We start from the raw sequence: 18,611 nt of genomic DNA, 5'->3' as shown, positions 1-18,611 counted from the left end.
TCGTGTCCGGTACGGGCGAACCAGATGTCCGGAAGTTCAGCGCAAAGCCCCTGGGCGTCGACTGGATTCACGGGTCACCGTCGGCCAAGCACAACACCGACCCCGATCTTCAAGTGCACTGGTACGACGACCACACGGTGTTGCTCAGACAGAACAAGGCCATCAACTACGAGGCCCCGTTCCTGTACCTGTTGTTCGGCAATCGCCAGGCGGTCCTGATCGACACGGGTGCCACGGCGTCACCCGAATTCTTTCCGGTGCGCCGGACTGTCGATGACCTTGTCGAGACGTGGCTGGCGCACAACCCCCGCGACTCCTATGGCCTTCTCGTACTCCACACGCACTCACACGGCGATCATGTCGCGGGAGACAGCCAGTTCCTCGACCGACCGGACACGATCGTGGTCGGAGCCGATCGGGATGCGTCCTGGACGTACTTCGGGTTGGCCGACGACCCGGAGGCGGTACGGCCCCTCGACCTCGGCGGGCGGGTGCTGGAAGCTCTCGCGACCCCAGGCCATGACGCCGCAGCCATCACTTTCTACGACCCGTGGACCGGATTCCTGCTGACCGGAGACACCGTCTACCGCGGACGGCTGTACATCGAGGACTGGCCGGCCTTCTCACGGACCATTGACCGGCTGATCGCATTCGCCGACCGCCGTGCCGTCACCCACGTACTGGGCTGCCACATCGAGATGACCCGCGAGCCCGGCGTCGACTACCCGGTCCGCACCACGTACCAGCCGGACGAACCCCCGCTGGAGATGACCCCGGCCCACCTGCACGCCGTGCGCGCGGCCCTGGACGAAGTCGGGCCTGAACCCGCTCGACGCGCGTTCGCCGACTTCATTCTCCGGCCCATGGCAACTTGAACAGTTCCCCCTCGTCAGTGCCTCGGCACAGGTCCCCGATCTCCGTGTCGGCGTCCTGGCGCCCATGACGAGCGGTGGGCGGAGCCGCGGCGATACGCTGATGGCGCTCGGCAAACCAGCGTGCGCTCAGCCGCAACTCCAGCGACCGCAGCAGGCCGGCCATCGCGGAGGCGCCGGCGAACCACAGGATGGCGATGGTCGAGACGTCGTAGACCGTGCCGAAGGCGCCGCCCAGATACTGGTGCGCGAGATAGGCGAGGGCGCGTCCGTTGGCCTGGCCGCCCGACTTGAACTCCTTCTCCGGGATCAGCACCGTCGTGATGAAGCTGGTGGTGATCAGGAAGGCGCTCATGATCAGAGCGGCCGTGGTGAGCAGCTTCTTGGTGTCCCGGATCCGGCCGGTCGGCCGCTCCTCGGTGTCCGTCGCGTCGCCCCGGACGTGCGGCATCACGGCGACACCGGTCTCGAAGCCGGAGAGGCCGAGCGCGAGCTTGGGGAAGACCAGCAGGGAGACGCCGATCATGACGAAGACGTTGCCGTGCTCCGCGGTCAGCGCGCTGGTCCAGTCGGTGACCACGTGCCCGGCGCTGACAACGTGCCAGAAGCCGACGCACACCACGACGACGTTCAACGCGAGGTAGACGCCGACCAGGACGACCGCGACGCCGACCGCCTCCAGGAAGCCCTTGAGGAACACCGCGCCGAGCAGGGCGACCAGGATGAGGGTGATCAGCATCTGCTTGTCGTGCAGCGCGCTGTTCAGGTGCGGGTTCTCGACGAGGTGGGTCGAGGCGTCCGCGGCCGACAGGGTGATGGTGATCAGGAAGTCGGTGGCGGCGAAGCCGAGCAGGGTCAGGACGAACAGCTTGCCCTTCCAGAACGACAGCAGCCGCTCCAGCATGGCGATGGAGCCTTCGCCGTGCGGGCTCTCCTCGGCCACTCGGCGGTAGATCGGCAGGGCGCCGACCAGGGTGACGATGACCAGCACGATGGTCGCGATCGGCGACAGCAGGCCGGCCGCCAGGGCGGCGATGCCCGGCTGGTAGCCGAGGGTCGAGAAGTAGTCGACGCCGGTCAGGCACATCACCCGCCACCAGCGCTGCCCCTTGTGCGGGGGTTCGGGCTGGGCGTGGGGACCTGTGTGGCCGCCGCTCCTGCCCATGTCGGACAGCCCCTCCAGCATCCAGGCGCGCAGGCGACTGGCAGAGAGGTGTCCGGTCGTGGCCATCGGTGTGCTCCTGATGTGCTGCTCAGCGTGTGGATTCCGGCCATCACGCGGACGGCGGCACCAGCGTAGGCAGAGAGTGAAGCGCGGGCCCACGGGAGAATGATCCATCGGCGTCAAGACTGCGTTAGGAGCGGTCGGGGCAGGTCAAGGCATACAGCGGATGGGGGAAATCGTTCACCGGACGCTTCTCCTTGCGCCTGCGCGGACCGGGCGAAACCCTCTTCGAACGGGTCCCGCCCGGCCAAGGGTGTGAGGGGCCGCCCAGCGGGTCGAGGCGATGGCCTGCCGGGCCGCGCCCGTCCAGGGGACGAGGACGTCTGTCGCCGATTCGACGTCGCCGTCGGTGCGGCCCGCCATGGCCCGCAGACGGAAGCGGGCCGCGTCCGAGGCGACAACAGCAGACCCGCCGCGGCCGGCCACAGGGCAGCGCGCCGCATGGCGAGCCGGCCGGAGCCCCGGTCGACAGAGATCCGGAGAAGGTGATCGGCACACTTTGACGCGTCTCTGACGGCCACCTGTGCTTCTTGACGCCCTCAGAGCCATGCACCGTGGTCCGACACCCGCCGACGGCTCCTTGCCACAGGTCGGCGCAGGTGCCGTATGAGTCGGGTCAAAGGTGTGCGGACCGCCGTAAGGGAGCCGTCAACGGACCGGCGTCATCTACCCGCTGGTCGTCACCGGCGTCGCCCAGGCGCTGTTCCACAACAAGGCGAACGGCTCGGAGATCAAGTCGGACGGCAAGGTCGTCGGCTCGTCCCTGACCGGGCAGTCGTACAACCTGCCGCTGAGGAAGGGCCAGCAGACCCCGGCCCCGGACCTGAAGTGGTTCCAGGGTCGCCCGGCCAACGGCCTCGGCGCCAACAGCGTCAACACCCGGTACAAGCTGATCCTGTCCGGTGCCACGAACCTCTCCGCCGACAACAAGACCCTGATCCAGCAGGTCAAGGACGCCAAGGCGGCCGTCATCAAGGACAACTCGGTGCCCGGCTGCACGGTCAGGGCGTCCGAGGTCCCCGCCGACGCGGTCACGTCCTCCGGCTCCGGCCTGGACCCGGACATCTCCCCGGCCTACGCCCAGCTTCAGGTCCACCGGATCGCCGAGAAGAACAACCTGTCGATCGCCCAGGTCGACAAGCTGGTCAAGGACCACACCGAGGGCCGCACCCTCGGCTTCATAGGCGAACCCCGGGTGAACGTCCTCGAACTCAACATCGCCCTCAAGGGCCTTGTGGCGAAGACGAGCTGATGGCGTTACCCATGGAGACGGACGGGAGTCGGCGACCGGGAAGGAATCCCGGCTCGGCCGGCTCCCGCCGCATCCGCACGTACGCCAGTGCGACACGAAAGGCGTACACCGATGACCAGGGTGTTGGTGGTCGAGGACGACCCGCAGCTCGTCCGGGCCCTCGTGATCACCATGCAGGCACGCCAGTACGGCGTGGGACGCAGCGCCGGACGGTGCGACAGCCCTCGGGCTCGCGGCCACCCGCCGGCCTTGGAGCGGAGCGGGTCGGGAATGGTCTGCGCGGTGTTGTCTCGCCGGCGAGACGGGCACAGGATGGGGAGGCCTGCGAGGGTATTCGTGTGCCGCGGCGAAGTGGTGTCGGCCGCCGTTCGGATGTCGAGTGTCGGATTGTTTGCACAGGAGAGTCATGGCGAACCCAGTTCGAGGATCAGGGAGTTGGCCGATGAGTCGCGGCGGAGAGGCGGCGGGCAGGTGACGATCGGCAACGGCGACAGCCTCCTGGCCGTCCGCGGTTATCTCGACGGGCTGATCCGGGCGCGACTGACCAGTCCGTTCAGCTGCGACGTCCCGTTGGTCTCACTCGGGTTCGACTCGCTCGCGGCCATCGAGCTGTGGAGCCGGATGCGGACCGACCTCGGTGTGGACATCCCGGCCGGCGAGCTGCTGGACCTCACCCTGGATGGTCTGACGGCGCGGGTGCGGGCGGAAGGTGGGTCTGTCGCCGCGTTCGCTGCCGGACCGGTGGCCGGCGGACCCGCCGGGGCAGACCTCGACGATGCCTCTCCGGAGGCGGCCGCGCAGCTGCTGGCGAGCCTCGACGGCCTGGACGACGCGGGGATGGAGCGCCTGGCGGCCGGACTCGGACCCCGATCCGAGGCAACGCCCGCGGACTGAGCCCGGCCTCCCCGACAGGGACCGTCCATCGTTCGTGCCGGCGCACGACCCGTGCGGTGATCGAGGCTCTACCGGTGAAGGTTCGTAGGTCTTCCTCCTGGCGAAGCTGGGCACCACGGAGTCGTTCGCAGAATGCGCCGGGCCGTCGACCGGTGGCGGGCTCGTCGGGCTGGGGCGTGCAGCTGTTCGTGGGCGGCACCTTCTTCTTGCTCAGAGGGTCGCCTTCAAGGTCGCGCCCGGCCGGACGAACCGGCGGCCGGTGCCGGTGCCGGTGCCGGTGCCGAGACCGAGCCGGCCACCGCCGTAACTTGACCGACCGAATACACATCCCGTTGTGGAGCCTCGATGAGTTCCTCCTCTGTCTTCCTGAGCGGACCGCAGTACGTGCTGGGGGAGATCGCGTCGCACCATACCGAGATCCCGGATCTGCAGGCGCGTGCCGGTGAACTAGGGGTGCCGTATGCCCCGGAGGTCTGGGGCTGGGGCCATGCGCACCGGAGCCACAAGTCGCTGGAGGACCTGGCGGTCGAGGCGGGCAGGGCGACGCTCCGCGCCGCCGGCGTCGACCCCTCCTCCGTCGACGCACTGGTGCTGTGCTGCACCAGTTTTCCAGGGGGCCCGGACAGCCACGGCAGTTTCGTGCGGACCATCTCGGAGGGGTTGGGAACGTGTGAGACCGACTTCCTCGGCATCACGCTCGACCGATGCACGAACCTGCTGGCGGGCCTGCGAGTCGCGCAGGCCTTCGTAGCTGCCGGAATCCATCGGCGGGTCCTGGTCATCACCACCGACAGAGTCACTGCCGAGGCGGAAAGACTGGCCAAGTTCGCCCTGTTCAGCGATGGCGCGGCCGGTGTGCTGGTGTCGGACACCGACGGGGAGTACGAGATCGTCGCAAGTGCGGCAGCGCACGAGATGAAGGATCTGGAATGGTCGAACGAGATCAGTCCGGACCTCTCCCGCCGCGTGAACGCGCAGCTGATGAAACGTGCAGCCATGGGAATCGACCAGGTCGACATCCTCATGCACACCAATATCTTCGAAGCCATCATCGTCATGAAAGAGCTTCAGGCGGGATTTACCGCAGCGCAGTTGTACACGGACAACATCGCGAGAGTAGGCCACTGCTTTGCCGCTGACCCGATCATCAACCTGACGGACCTCGCGGCAGCCGGTGGCATTCGCGACAACGGGCACTACCTGCTGGCCGCCTCGGTTCCAGGAGTACGGTACGGGGTTCTGCTCCGCAAGCAGACGCGTTAACACTCGAAAGCACTCGAACCGGCATCATCGGAATGGTCGGCGGGCGGCGTTGTCTCGCTGGCGAGACAGGCGTCGGCCGACATATCGCAGCGGGCTCATGGCGAAGACGACAAACGAAGCGCCGACAGCGGCGTGATGCCGCGAGAGGGCGGCGAATCTGGCGGGGCTGCGCCTCGGACGCGTAACTTTCATCGAGCATCGCCTGATCAAGGTGCCGCCGGGCTCGCGGCCGTCTCGACCGATGCTGACCTGCGGATCTGAAAGGGCGACATGACTTACGGGCTGCTCAGTGGTCTCGATGAGGACATCCTGGCGTTGCCGTTCTACGAGCAGCAGCACCGCACGTTGGCCGTGGAACTCGCCGACTGGTGCGCCGGCCACGCCGGCCTGTGGTCACGTCCTTTGGAGCAGACCCCGGAGAAGGCCGGCAAAGAGATCCTGAGCGGGCTCGGCTCCGCCGGATGGCTGGGATTCCTCGATCCCGCGAACGGGTCCGCCGCCGGTGACCACCGCTCGATCTGCCTGGCCAGGGAGATCCTTGCGTACGCCGACGATCTGGCGGACTTCGCCTTCTCCATCCAAGCGCTGTCGGCGACCCCGATCGTCCAATACGGAAACAGTCAGCAGCAGCTGGAGTATCTGCCGCGAATGGCGTCGGGTGAGACGGCGGGATCGTTCGCGATCTCGGAGAAGGAGGCCGGCTCCGACATATCCGCAATCGGTCTGACTGCCGACCGAGTGTCCGACGGCTATCTGTTGAACGGCCGCAAGGCCTGGATCGCCAATGCCGGCATCGCGGATCTGCACTGCGTGATCGCCCGGACGGGCGGGGGACCCGGTGCGCTGGGGCTCACGGCATTTCTGGTGCCGGCGCGCACGCCTGGAGTCCGGGTGCTGGAGGAGGTGCGGCTGGTTGCTCCGCGCTCGTTCGGACACCTGGCCTTCGAAGACTGCCTGGTCCCCGAATCGAGCGTGCTCGGACGCCCCGGACAGGGGTTCGTGGTCGCGACGGACCTGCTGGAGCGATTCCGGATGACGGTGGGGGCGGCCGCGGTGGGGTTTGCGCGGCGCGCTCTCGACTCGGCAGTCCAGCAGGCCCGTGAACGGCGGATCCACGGCGGCAGGCTGATGGACCTTCAGCTTGTGAAGGGTGCGCTCGCCGACATGGAGGTGAAGCTCAACGCTTCCGCGCTGTTGGTCGCGCGGGCTGCGTGGGAGCTCGACCAAGGAAATCCCGGCTATGCGAAGCACTCGAGTATCGCCAAGGTGGCCGCCACTGAGGCCGCACAGGAGATCGTCGACAGTGCTGTCCAGGTCCACGGGGCTGCCGGCCTGGTTGCCGACAGCGTCCCCGAGCGCTTGTACCGGCAGGTCAGGTCCCTGAGGATCTACGAGGGAGCGTCCGAGGTCCAGAAGCTGATCATCGCGGACGCGCTGGGACGACGGCCGCTCGTGGGCCGATCCCGAGCAGCATCCGGAAGCAGTGCAAGTCGAGTGGAACGCTGACTTGTCCTCCCCGGTCGCATCAGTGACGCGGGCAGATCCGTCCCCGTGCTCTTGGCTCACCCTGGCTGCCGGGTGCGGAAAGACAAGCCGACGCATACACGGGGAGAACCATGAATGACGAACAGCACTACGAGTGTGTCGGCGTAGGCGTCGGCCCTGCGAATCTGAGTCTTGCATCTCTTTTGCACGGTAGTTCGGGGCTGCCGAACCTCTTCCTCGAGAGGCGTGAGGCGTTCAGTTGGCATGATGGACAGCAGATCCCCGATGCCACCCTCCAGGTGTCCATCTTCAAGGATCTGGTGAGTCTTTCGGACCCCACCAGTCCCTTTTCGTTCCTGTCCTACCTGAAGGACAAAGGGCGGATCTACCACTTCATCAATGCTCAGTTCAGCGCGGTGCCGCGGCAGGAGTTCCGCAACTACCTGGAATGGGCCAGCCGGCGCAACCAGAACGTGGTATTCGGAGAGGAGGTCGTCTCCGTCGACTTCGACGGCGTATTCGTCCTGCGCACCAACCGGCGCACCGTCACGGCGAACAACGTGTCGATCGGCATCGGCAGCAATGCCTGGGTGCCGGCGGAAGCCCGTGACCACCTCGGCCGCACTCAGTTCCACGTCAGTGAATTCGTGCCTCTCAGCCGCGGCTTGGCGGGGAAGAGGGTCTGCGTGGTCGGCGGAGGCCAGTCGGGCGCCGAGGCGTTCCTCGACCTCATCTCGCGTCCGTCCACTGAGCGACCGCGCCGGGTCTCGTGGGTGTCACGCCGCCGCAACTTCTACCCCATCGACGACTCGCCCTTCACCAACGACTTCTACATGCCCGGCTACTCGGACTACTTCGCCAGGCTGGACCAGGGGACGCGGGAATCGTTCAACCAGGAGCACGTCCTCACCAGTGACGGCATCTCCGAGGGCACACTCCGCGAGATCTATCAGCGCATCTACGCCGAGCGGTTCATCCACGGCAACACCGACCTGGTCTCGCTGTACCCGAACCGGAACGTGATCGCGGTCTCCGCCTCCGACAACGCGTGGTCGTTGAAGCTGTCCAACAGCAACCATCCGGCGGTCCTCGGGCAGGTCGACGCCGACGTAGTCGTCTGGGCGACCGGGTTCCGCACCGCTGCGCCCGACTTCCTCGCGCCGATCGCCAACCGACTCGAGCGTGAGGGCGACGAGTACCGCATCGACAGTGATTTCGCCGTGATGTGGGACGGCCCTTCGAACCGAAGCATCTTCCTCCAGAACGCGGCTCTGCGACAGCGCGGACTGGCGGACAAGAACCTCAGCCTGCTTGCCTGGCGGAGCCAGCGGATCATCGACCGCGTTCGATGTGTGCGCAGCGACGACACGGTTCCTTCGTTCCTCGAATGGTCGGCGAAGCTCAGCCCGGACGAGAGCGTGGGATGAGCCATGACGCATGTTGACTTCGCAGTCGTCGGTGGCGGAATCATCGGGTGCACGATCGCGCGGGAACTGGTGCTTCGGGCTCCGCACGCTTCCGTGTTGGTGCTCGAACAAGATGCCGTCGGGGCCGGAGCCAGTCGCCGGTCGGCAGGTCTGCACTTCCCTCGTGGCGCGACGGAGCGTGTCCGCCGCATGGCCGGCTACAGCCAGGCCTACTACAGGGCCCTGCTCGACGCTGATCCGGCGTTGCCCATTCATCCGGTTCCCATGCTGGTGGTGTCCGGCCGTGCCACTGTGGACCAGGTGGAGACGGCCTATCTTGACGAGGCCGGGCTGTCCCGCGTGGACGCGTTGCCGGACTGGCTGCCACCACTTTCGGACGACACGGCGGCTTGGACGGGCGAGGGCTGCCAGTACGCCGATGTCGGGGCGTTGACCCGAGCGTTGGCCCGGTCTCTGCGGCCGCGGACGAGTTTCAGGGAAGGGGTCTGCGTCGATTCCCTGGACCGGGCCGGGAGCGGCTACGAACTCGTGCTCGGCACAGGAGAACGCGTCACGGCCGACTCGGTCGTGCTCGCGCCCGGTCCGTGGCTGGCCGCACCAGCCTGGCGGGAACGGCTCACCCCCCTGGGTGTCAGGGTGAAGAAGGTCGTCGCGCTGCACATCGAACAGCCGCCCGCGCCCGAGGACGGAGTCGTCGTCTTCCACGACGAGGACGCATTCCTGCTCCCGCTGCACGAGCAGAGGCGCTGGCTCTTCAGCTACACCAGTCAGGTCTGGGACGTCGACCCCGACCGGCTCGCCGGAAGCGTCTCCCCGTCGGACCTGGCTGAGGCCCGCGAGGTGCTGATCAGCCGCGCCCCCCGTCTGGCCGACTCCGCCCGCAGCGGAAGGGTGTTCTGCGACGCGTACAGCCCAGACCGTGAGCCGCTGGTACGCGCTCTGGACGAGGAGAGCCGACTGGTGTTCGCGGGTGCCGCCAACGGCTCCGGCTACAGGCTCGCACCCGCCATCGCCGCGGAGGCGGCGCACCTGCTCCGTAGAGCCGTTGAGAACGTTTCCGACCAAGGGGGCCAGCAATGAACGTGAGCGTCTTCTCCGCTGAGGAACTGCACCAGGCATTCGGCATCGAGATGAGCTCCGTGGAGAAGATGAGTGCCGGAGCCGGCTGGGGTCGGGTCGCTCCGGGTGTCATCTCCGATCCACACCAGCACGACGAGATCGAGATGTTCGTCGTCGTCGCCGGAACCGGATGGGTGGCTTTCGACGGTCGGCGTATCCGGGTGGAGCCGGGAACGGTGTGCCAGTTCGAGCCCTTCGAGACACACGTCGTCGAGAACGACGGAGACGTCGACCTGGTCTTCTTCGACCTGTACTGGCGCGACCCAGTGCGCGCCGCCCAGGCCGCCGCGGCAGGCGGTACGCGCCGCCGGTTCCACGAGAGGCCGGTCTTCGTCTTCTCGACCCCGCCCACTCCCAACGGCGACCTCCACCTCGGTCACCTGTCCGGTCCCTACCTGGGAGCAGACGCCTACGTCCGGTTCCAACGCATGCAGGGCACTGAGGTGTGGCACCTCACCGGGAGCGACGACTTCCAGAGCTACGTGGTCGAGTGCGCCCGCCGTGAGGGGCGCGAACCGGCGCGTACCGCCGAGCACTACAGTGCCGAGATCGCCGCGACGCTCCGTCTGATGGACATCGAGGTCGACCAGTACACGGTGACCAACGAGGACCCCGGCTACCGGGACGGTCTACGGAGATACTTCTCGAAGCTGGTCGACTCGGGGGCGGTCACCGTCCAGCAGACGGATGCCCTGGTGGACGCCGAGACGGACGCCTACCTCTACGAGGTGGACGTCTCGGGCGGTTGTCCCGGATGCGGGGGCGGCACCAGCGGCAACATCTGCGAGGAGTGCGGCGAACCGAACGTCTGCGTCGACCTGGTCAACCCGCGCAGCAGCCGGTCGCAGGCGCCGCCGAAGCAGCAACCTGTCTCACGCTTCGTCCTGCCCCTCCACGAGTTCGGCAGCGAGGTCGCAGATCACCACCGTCTCGGTCGGGTCCCCGCCCGACTCCGCGAACTGGCGGACCGGGTGTTCGCGCGTACCAGGCTCGACATACCCGTGACCCACCCTTCGCACTGGGGCGTCGCGCCCGCGGATACGACAGTGGACGGGCAGGTGATCTGGGTCTGGCCCGAGATGTCCTACGGCTTTCTCCACGGCATCGAGGCCCTCGGCGGCCGTCTCGGCCGCGACTGGCAAGCCGTGACTCCCGAGCAGGACTGGAAGTTCGTACACTTCTTCGGCTACGACAACAGCTTCTACCACGCCGTGCTCTACCCGGCTCTCTACCGGTTGGCGTACCCGCAGTGGAATCCCGATATCGACTACCACGTCAATGAGTTCTACCTGTTGGAGGACGGCAAGTTCTCCACCAGCAGGCGCCATGCCATCTGGGGCAAGCAGATCCTGCGACCGCAGACCGTGGACGCGGTGCGCTACTACCTGTCTCTCACGCGTCCGGAGCGGCGACGGACGAACTTCGAACTCGAGGCATACACGGAGACCGTGCAGCGGGTCCTGGTGGACGGCTGGCAGGCTTGGCTGAACGACCTGGGCGCACGGGTCGCCGGGCAGTACGGCGGGATCGCCCCCGACGCCGGTGTCTGGACTCCTGAGCACACGGCGTTCCTCAACCGCCTGGGAGTACGGCTCGCCGCTGTCGCCGACAGCTTCGGGCAGGACGGATTCTCGCTGAACCGTGCAGCCGCTGAACTGGACGGGATCGTCGTCGACACTCGGCGGTTCGCTGAAGCAGAGGCACGGACCGCGCTGATCGCCGGTTGGCAGGACGAGGCCCGAACGGCCATCGCGCTGGAACTGGCCGCGGCACAACTGTTGGCCCGCGCGGCCACGCCGATCATGCCTCGATTCGCCGCCCGGCTCGCCCAGGCGCTGGGGAAGACCGACCTCTCGTCCTGGCCTTCCCAGGTCGAGCTGGTCGCGCCCGGCACCCGCATCGGCCTTGAACAACAGTCCTACTTCGAGGCCCTGCCGTCGGACTGGTCGCCCGCCGAGGGAGTTGCGGAATGACGGACTCCGTGATCAACCGCTTGGTGGCGGGGCCGCCGGCTCCCGGCCACCGGATCTCCTTCATCCGGCTCGGCAGTCTCAGGACGCTGGACCTGACCGAACTGTACGAACAGTCGGGCCATGTCGCCGCCTACCTCCGGAGCCTCGGCGTCGAGTCCGGGGACCGCATCGGAATCCTGGCGGCCAACAGCCTGGAATGGGTTCTGTTGGACCTTGCCGCGCTGCGGCTCAAGGTTGTGGTCGCAGGTTTCGAGCCGGGCAAGTTCACCGATGCCGGAGAGCTGGTGGCACGCTACGGGCTCACGGTTCTGTTCACCGACCGGGACGTACCGGCGGACGCGTCCGCGACCGTCCGAACCTTCACTGAAGTCACCGAGGCCGCGAGGCAGTCATGGCCGGAGCAGCCCGGACCCGTCGTGTACGAGCCCGAGGAGGTGACGACGATCAAGTTCACCTCCGGCAGCACCGGTGCGCCGAAGGGACTCGGGGCCACGGCCGGCAGTATCGACGCGTCGATGCAGGCCGTGCAGGAGATCTTCGAGCACCGGGGCGACGACAATCTCTTCGTCTTCCTTCCGCTGTCGCTGCTGCAGCAGCGGTACTGGCTCTACTCCGCCCTCTGCTTCGGCCACGACGCGACCGTCACCACGTACGAGGCGGCCTTCGCCGCACTGGGAACGGCCCGGCCGACCGTGGTGATGGGCGTACCGGCGTTCTTCGAGGCCGCCAGGCAGCAGATCAGTCAGGATGCCGCTCGCGCGGACGGCGTCGCGCCGGAGGCGGCTCGCCGCGCGGCCGCGCGGCGGCTGTTCGGCGACCGGATCCGCTACCTGTGGACGGGATCAGCGCCGGCGGACGGTGAGGTGCTGCGCTACCTCGCCGACGCGGGCCTTCCCATCTATGAGGGCTACGGACTGAACGAGACGTGCATCGTCAGCAAGAACCATCCCGGTGCCCACAGGGAGGGCAGCGTGGGGAGGGTGCTGCGGGGGAAGGAGGTGCTGTTCGACGAGGACGGCGTGATCCTGGTACGAAGCGAGCATCCGGTGAACCAGCGCTACGAGTTCGCCGAGCCCGGCGACTCCGAGCGGATGTTCGTCGCGGACGGGGTGGTACGCACCGGCGACCTCGGTTACGTGGACGAGGACGGCTTCCTGTTCGTCCAAGGGCGCGCCGACGACGTCATCGTGCTCGGAAACGGCAAGAAGGTGATCGTCCGGCCGATCGAGGAGCACATGCGGACGAGTCCGGCGATCGAGGAGTGTGTGGTGTTCTGCCCCGCGCAGACGTCACTGGTGGCGGTGGTCTCGCCTTCCTCCGACACGGCCGACCTCAAGGCGATCGCCGATCAACTGGCCCGCACCAACGCCTCGTTCGGCCATGACGAACAGATTCGCAAGGTCGTGGTCGCGAGCCCGCGGCCCAGTATCGCCAACGGAATGCTCACTTCGCAGTTCAAGCCGAAACGACAGGCCATTTTCGCTGCCTTCCAGTCGGAGATCACGAACAACCAGGACGGTATCCATGCCCAGTGACATCGAGACCACCGCGCGGGAGAACCTGTCGGCCGCGCTCCAACCGGCCGCGGATCCGCACGGGATCGACCCGGACGTCGCGTTGACCGACTACGGACTGACCTCGCTGCAGAAGGTCCTGTTCCTGACCCGGCTCTGCGAGGACCTCGCGGTCGACCTCGCGCATCTGACCGAACGCGACGTCGCCGAGATGCGCACCCTCCACGACGTCGTCGACACCCTGACGCGCTACACGGGAAAGGCTGCTTAGAGTGAGTTGGGCAGAGCTGGCCCCGGCCACGCTGGAGAACGACCACGTGAGGCTGCGTCCGATCAGTCCCGAGGACCGTGAGTCGATCCACGACATCGCGATGGACCCCATGATCTGGCGCTACTTCGTGAGCCTGGTCGAGACGGAGGAGGACTTCGACGCCTTTTTCCAGGGCATGGTCGCTGACCACGCGGCAGGCAGGCGTGTGGTCTTCCACATCACCGACAAGACGACGGGGCGCTGCGCGGGGAGCATGAGCTTCGGCAACCTCTCCGAGGCGGACTCGCGCCTGGAGATCGGCTGGTCCTGGTTGGGCGTCGACTTCCAGGGCCGCGGCATCAACCGCTGGGCCAAGTACCTCCTGCTCGAGCACGCCTTCGAGAACCTGGGCGCCGAGCGCGTGGAGTTCAAGACGGACCAGCTCAACGCGCAGGCCCGAGCGGGCCTGCGCAACATCGGCGCCCTGGAGGAGGGCGTCCTTCGCAGCTTCAACCCGATGCCGGGCGGCAGGCGCCGGGACGCTGTCTACTACAGCGTGTTGCGCGGTGAGTGGTCGTGGCTCAAGGACGAGCTGGCCACCAACGCGAAGGTGACCCGTCAGGGCATGGCGGTGTGACCGGCGGAGCGGGCGTCGCCCACCTGCATCTCTGTGGCGACCCATATGAGGTCGGCCGGCAGCACGGGACAGCTCTCGCCGGTCCGCTGCGCGGCTTCGTCGGCGACTCGCTCTGCCGCCTCAACCTGCTTCTGGACGAACCGGTCACGACGGCCGGTCTCGAACCGGTGCTGTCCGCGTTCGACAAGGTGATCACGGCAGAGCTGCCACGGCTGGCCGAGGAGATCACCGGACTCGCCGACGGGGTCGGAATCCACCGCGACCAGGCGCTGCTGCTGCAACTGCGCCGGGAGATCCTGGGCTACCGGAAGATCCCGGCGCGAGGCGACTGCACCACCTACGCGAAGGCCGGTTCCCATCCGGTCCTGGCCCAGACCGTGGACCTCAACGGCGACCTGGACGATCAGATCAGCGTCCTCGACGTCCGGCTCACAGGGTCCCCGCGCCGGGCCCTGGTGCTCAGTTTCGCGGGCCTGCTCGGCTATCTCGGGGTCAACAGCGACGGCCTGGCCGTGGGCCTCAACCTGGTCCTCGGCGGCGACTGGAAACCGGGAGTCCCGCCGTACCTGGCCATACGCCACGTGCTGGACTCCGCTGCCACCGTCGACGAGGCGGTCGAGTGCCTCCGCGGTCTCCCGCTCGCCAGCTCACGGTCGTTCATGCTCTGCGACGCGGGCAAAGCGGTCTGGGTGGAGGCTCTGGACGGCAGGTTCCGGTGCCTCGAAGCCCAACAGGCCGAGCACACCAACCACTTCCTCCACCCCGAGTTCGAACCCTTCGACGAGATCAACGTCTTCGCGCGGAACTCCTCACGCCGAAGGTTGGAGGCGTGCCGCGCCGGTCTCGCCGCGATGGCACCGGCCGCGGGGGTGGAGGAGCATTTCGCCTTGCTCTCGCTCCCTCCCATCCGAGTTGTCGGAACGGGTGACATCCGGTACGAGCGCACCGTCGCTGCTGCCGTCGCATTGCCGGGGAGCGGCCGGTTGTACATCAGGCCGGGTGATCCCGCCACATCTGTCACCGGGGAGTTCACCTTTGCGGACCCGGACTGCTGCACTGCCGGCACTCCGGAACCGACTGCCACGTGATCCTCGGCCGCTATGCGAACCCATCTGACTCATGCGAGCTCATCTTGATCTTTTCGAACTCCGACGGGCGGCAACATGAACGTGCTCGATGACGAGAACGGGCGATCCGTCGTCCTTGTGAACCACGATGATCAGCGTACGACGATGATCGACGTCGACGACCTCTCCAGCCTGCTGATGATCAGGTACTTCGAGCAGACCGTCCTGGACCTGTTCGCGCGCGGGCTGCTGAATGGCACCACGCACACCTGCCTCGGCCAGGAGTACGTGCCGGTGGCCTTGGGGCCGCTGCTGGCCCCGGACGACTTCGTGTTCAGCAACCACCGCGGCCACGGGCACTACCTGGCCCGCTTCGACGACCCCGAGGGCCTGCTGGCCGAGATGACCGGCCGCGAGGGGGCCGTCTGTTCGGGCGTCGGCGGCAGCCAGCACATCTTCCGGGGCACCTACCTGTCCACCGGGGTGCAGGGCGAGAGCCTGCCGGTGGCCGTGGGCACGGCCTTGTGGTTCCAGCGCACCGGCCGGGCCGGGATCGCCGTGGCCTACATCGGCGACGGCACCTGGGGCGAGGGCGCCGTTTACGAGGCGTTGAACCTGGCCGCGCTGTGGCGGCTGCCGCTGCTGGTGGTCGTGGAGAACAACGGCATCGCGCAGACCACGCCGACCGCGAGCGCCATGGCCGGCGACATCGCCGGGCGGGCCGCGGCGTTCGGAATCGCCCATGTGTCCGTGACCGGAAGCGATGTCGCCGCGATCCGCGAGCGCCTGGCACCGGTGGTGGAGCGGATGCGCACCGGCGGCGGGCCGGCCGTCGTGGAGTTCGCGACCCACCGCCTCGGCCCGCACAGCAAGGGCGACGACACGCGCTCCGCCGCCGAGGTCGCCGCCGAGCGGGAGCACGACTGGCACGACGCCTATCGGCGGCTGGACCCCGACCTGTTCGCCAAGGTCGAGGACGAGCAGCGGACGCGGATCGCCGAGGCCGTGGACCGGGTCCTGGCCCGTCCGGCCTCGGTGTGGGAGAGGGGCTGAGCCGTGGAGCGTGTCGCTGAGAACCTGAACCGTGCTCTGCACGCGGCCTTCGCCGCCGACCCCGAGCTGTTCCTGCTGGGGGAGGACGTCGCCGATCCGTACGGCGGCGCCTTCAAGATCACCAAAGGGCTGTCGTCGGGCTACCCCGACCGGGTCATGAGCACGCCCATCAGTGAGCAGTCGCTGGTGGGCGTGGCCAACGGGCTGGCGCTGTCCGGCGGGCGCGCCATCGTCGAGATCATGTTCGGCGACTTCGCCACCTTGGCCTTCGATCAGATCGTCAACTTCGCGGCCAAATCGGTCGCGATGTACGGCCGCCGCGTCGAGGTCCCGGTGATCGTGCGCTGTCCCACCGGCGGGCGGCGCGGGTACGGCCCGACCCACAGCCAGAGCCTGCAGAAGCACTTCATCGGCGTGCCGCACCTGTCGGTGCACGAGATCTCGCCGTTCCACGACAGTACGGCGCTGCTGGCCGGACTGCTCGCCGGTGGCGAGCCGGCCGTCCTGTTCGAGGACAAGGTGCTCTACACGCAGCCGATGCACGAGCCGGGGACCGACGGGCCGTTCGTCGCCGACTTCCCGTTCGGAGCCGGCGGCCCGGCACGGCTGCGGACGTCGGACGGCGACGACGCGGCCGACTGCGTGATCATTGTGCCCGGCGGCGTGTCCCGGCGGGCGCTGGCGGCGGCCGGGACGCTGTTCGCCGAGCACGAGATCACCTGCGAGGTGATCGTTCCGACCCGATTGTACCCGTTCGACGTGGAGCCACTGCTGCCCGCCCTGGCCGGCGCCGAGGTCGTGTGCCTGGTCGAGGACTGCGCCGCCGGCGGCACCTGGGGCTCGGAGGTCGCCGCGCGCGTCTATGAGCGGCTGTGGGGCCGGCTGCGGCGCCCGGTCGTGCTGTGCAGTGCCGAGGCCGAGGTGATCCCGACCGCCGCACACCTGGAACAGACCGTGCTCCCCCAAGCTTCTGACATCCACCGTGCCATCCGGGAGGCGTTGCATGCGTGAACTGCTGCTGCCGAAGTTCAACAACAACGACGAGGGCTGCGTCCTGGTCGGCTGGACGGTCGACGACGGCTCCGCGGTGTCCGCGGACGCGGTCGTCGCCGAGGTAGAGACTGCCAAGGCCCTGGAGGAACTCGTCGCGGACGCGGACGGCATCCTTCACCGGCTCGTCGATGCCGGAGCGCACTGCGCGTTCGGGCGGCCCGTGGGGCTCCTGTTCGACAGCCGCCGGGAAAGGGACGACTACCTGGCGGCCGCCGTCGTGACCACCGCACCCGAGGGTGAGGGCGAGGACCACGATGGCGGCCCGGACCCGATCCTCAGCGACGCCGCGCGCACCCTCGCCCAGGATCACGGCGTCCGGACCGAGCAACTGCGCACGCTCGGCAAGCGGGTGGTGAAAGCCTCCGACGTCCAGCGGCTCATCGACCAGGGGCTCATGGACCGGGGGACGGCGTCCGTGGCGGCTGGGGAGTCCGCGGCGTCCGCGGACGCCGTCGTCGTCAGCCTCAGCCCGCGCCAGCGCGCGGTGGCCGCCGTCGTCAGCGAGGCGCACCGCACAATCCCGGCCGCCTTCGCCGCGATCACGGTCGACCTGACAGCGTTCCGCGCCACCCGCGGCCGCGCCCCATACGGCCTGGTCGAGCTCCTGGTCAAGGCCATTGCCGCTCGCCACGCCGACTTCCCGCTGTTCTTCGCCACGTCCGGTGCGGACCACACCCTCACCCTCGCGTCGGCCGCCAACGTAGGGGTCACCGTCGACGTCGGGACCGGGCTGTTCATCCCGGTGCTCAAGGACGCCGCCCGCCGTCCGATCGGTGACCTGACCGACGACCTCATGGACTTCCGAGTCAGCGCCCTGCGGCAGAACTTCCGCGAGGACGCGTTCGCCGACGAGGCCATCACCCTCTCGCTGCACAACGATCCGGACATCATCCTGGCCGCGCCGATCGTCCATCCGGGCCGCACCTGCGTCGTGACCTTGTGTGCCGAGCGGAGCGAAGTCGCGCTGACCGAGGACGGCAAGCCGTTCGCCAGGCCGGTCACCACGGTCGCGGCCACCTACGACCACCGCTATCTCAACGGCCGCGACGCGGTCGGCTTCCTCACCGCGGTGAAGCAGGACTTGGAGACCGCCGACGCCATCGCCCGGCTCGCGGGCTGACGGGCGGACGACGAAGCCACTGCCGCTCTTCGACGCCCCGGTGGACCTCCACGGGCTGCGCAACCGCCCACCAAACAACTGCACCGCCGACCCGATCCTGTCCCACCTCGGCGCGGCGCTCGCCGGGACGCCCGACGACCGTGTCCCGGCCACCACCGCCCCGGCGGCCGGCGCCGGTACCCGGTCTTCGATCGCGGACAACCCGGCCTCGGGGATGGCAGACTCAACCAGCAACGGAGCTCCGGTTCAGACGATTTGGCGTGAGAACCCTCGTCCTGCACGAGCTCCGCTCTGCTCAGCGCGCCGACACGCGGCCCGCCACCCACCTCGAACCGATATGGAAACGGCCGTGGGGGGGGGGGGGCGCCCGGGCGCGGAACCACGCGGCCGGCGGGGGCGCGGCACCC

Annotated in this window: 14 protein-coding genes and 3 pseudogenes; 16 read left to right on the top strand and 1 reads right to left on the bottom strand. The window is 68.1% G+C overall.

The features are described from left to right. Nucleotides 1-2: 2 nt before the first annotated feature. The gene (locus tag AB0N07_RS21595) at nt 3-875 is read left to right on the top strand and encodes an MBL fold metallo-hydrolase (protein WP_365837343.1); all 873 of its coding nucleotides are present in this window, start codon (nt 3-5) and stop codon (nt 873-875) included. A gap of 148 nt (nt 876-1,023) precedes the next feature. Here AB0N07_RS21595 and AB0N07_RS21590 read toward each other — a convergent pair. Then, a pseudogene (locus AB0N07_RS21590) lies at nt 1,024-2,103 on the bottom strand (amino acid transporter); the annotation flags it as partial. A gap of 649 nt (nt 2,104-2,752) precedes the next feature. Between AB0N07_RS21590 and AB0N07_RS21585 the strand changes: the two are divergent. The 15 genes and pseudogenes from AB0N07_RS21585 to AB0N07_RS21515 all read left to right on the top strand — a co-directional run. Beyond that, nucleotides 2,753-3,349: pseudogene (locus tag AB0N07_RS21585) on the top strand (potassium-transporting ATPase subunit C); the annotation flags it as partial. 111 nt (nt 3,350-3,460) lie between these two features. Then, nucleotides 3,461-3,599, top strand: a pseudogene (locus AB0N07_RS21580) (DNA-binding response regulator); the annotation flags it as partial. Between the two features lie 221 nt (nt 3,600-3,820). Further along, nucleotides 3,821-4,243, top strand: coding sequence for an acyl carrier protein (locus AB0N07_RS21575; RefSeq protein ID WP_365837341.1), 423 nt, complete (start codon nt 3,821-3,823; stop codon nt 4,241-4,243). Nucleotides 4,244-4,588: 345 nt separating this feature from the next. After that, nucleotides 4,589-5,506 (top strand): 3-oxoacyl-ACP synthase, encoded by a 918-nt coding sequence (locus AB0N07_RS21570; protein ID WP_365837339.1) that lies wholly within the window; start codon nt 4,589-4,591, stop codon nt 5,504-5,506. Nucleotides 5,507-5,776: 270 nt separating this feature from the next. Continuing rightward, entirely contained in the window at nt 5,777-7,012 is a 1,236-nt protein-coding gene (locus tag AB0N07_RS21565) for an acyl-CoA dehydrogenase family protein (RefSeq protein ID WP_365837337.1), read from the top strand. 110 nt (nt 7,013-7,122) lie between these two features. Continuing rightward, on the top strand, nt 7,123-8,418 hold the full coding sequence (locus tag AB0N07_RS21560; protein WP_365837335.1) for a SidA/IucD/PvdA family monooxygenase: 1,296 nt from the start codon (nt 7,123-7,125) through the stop codon (nt 8,416-8,418). Between the two features lie 3 nt (nt 8,419-8,421). Further along, entirely contained in the window at nt 8,422-9,498 is a 1,077-nt protein-coding gene (locus AB0N07_RS21555) for an FAD-binding oxidoreductase (protein WP_365837333.1), read from the top strand. Further along, complete coding sequence (locus AB0N07_RS21550; protein ID WP_365837331.1) at nt 9,495-11,510, top strand: class I tRNA ligase family protein; 2,016 nt, start codon at nt 9,495-9,497, stop codon at nt 11,508-11,510. Before AB0N07_RS21555 ends, AB0N07_RS21550 begins: the two co-directional genes overlap by 4 nt. After that, nucleotides 11,507-13,045 (top strand): AMP-binding protein, encoded by a 1,539-nt coding sequence (locus tag AB0N07_RS21545; protein ID WP_365837329.1) that lies wholly within the window; start codon nt 11,507-11,509, stop codon nt 13,043-13,045. Before AB0N07_RS21550 ends, AB0N07_RS21545 begins: the two co-directional genes overlap by 4 nt. Then, complete coding sequence (locus AB0N07_RS21540; protein WP_365837327.1) at nt 13,035-13,295, top strand: acyl carrier protein; 261 nt, start codon at nt 13,035-13,037, stop codon at nt 13,293-13,295. The genes AB0N07_RS21545 and AB0N07_RS21540 overlap by 11 nt, the downstream gene beginning before the upstream one ends. A gap of 1 nt (nt 13,296) precedes the next feature. Next, nucleotides 13,297-13,911, top strand: coding sequence for a GNAT family N-acetyltransferase (locus AB0N07_RS21535; RefSeq protein WP_365837325.1), 615 nt, complete (start codon nt 13,297-13,299; stop codon nt 13,909-13,911). Then, nucleotides 13,908-14,999: a C45 family peptidase gene (locus tag AB0N07_RS21530; protein WP_365837323.1), complete on the top strand. Its 1,092-nt coding sequence runs from the start codon at nt 13,908-13,910 to the stop codon at nt 14,997-14,999. The genes AB0N07_RS21535 and AB0N07_RS21530 overlap by 4 nt, the downstream gene beginning before the upstream one ends. A 144-nt stretch (nt 15,000-15,143) precedes the next feature. Next, nucleotides 15,144-16,031, top strand: a complete 888-nt coding sequence (locus AB0N07_RS21525; protein WP_365837449.1) for a thiamine pyrophosphate-dependent dehydrogenase E1 component subunit alpha — start codon at nt 15,144-15,146, stop codon at nt 16,029-16,031. 3 nt (nt 16,032-16,034) lie between these two features. After that, complete coding sequence (locus AB0N07_RS21520) at nt 16,035-17,042, top strand: transketolase C-terminal domain-containing protein (RefSeq protein ID WP_365837321.1); 1,008 nt, start codon at nt 16,035-16,037, stop codon at nt 17,040-17,042. Then, nucleotides 17,035-18,204, top strand: coding sequence for a 2-oxo acid dehydrogenase subunit E2 (locus AB0N07_RS21515; protein ID WP_365837319.1), 1,170 nt, complete (start codon nt 17,035-17,037; stop codon nt 18,202-18,204). The genes AB0N07_RS21520 and AB0N07_RS21515 overlap by 8 nt, the downstream gene beginning before the upstream one ends. The last annotated feature ends 407 nt before the right edge of the window (nt 18,205-18,611 follow it).

It is taken from the genome of Streptomyces sp. NPDC051172 (assembly GCF_040682555.1).
In the GTDB taxonomy this organism is placed as follows: Bacteria; Actinomycetota; Actinomycetes; order Streptomycetales; family Streptomycetaceae; genus Streptomyces.
The sequence above is the reverse complement of the archived record's forward strand: the minus strand, read 5'-3'. Positions and strand labels throughout refer to the sequence as shown.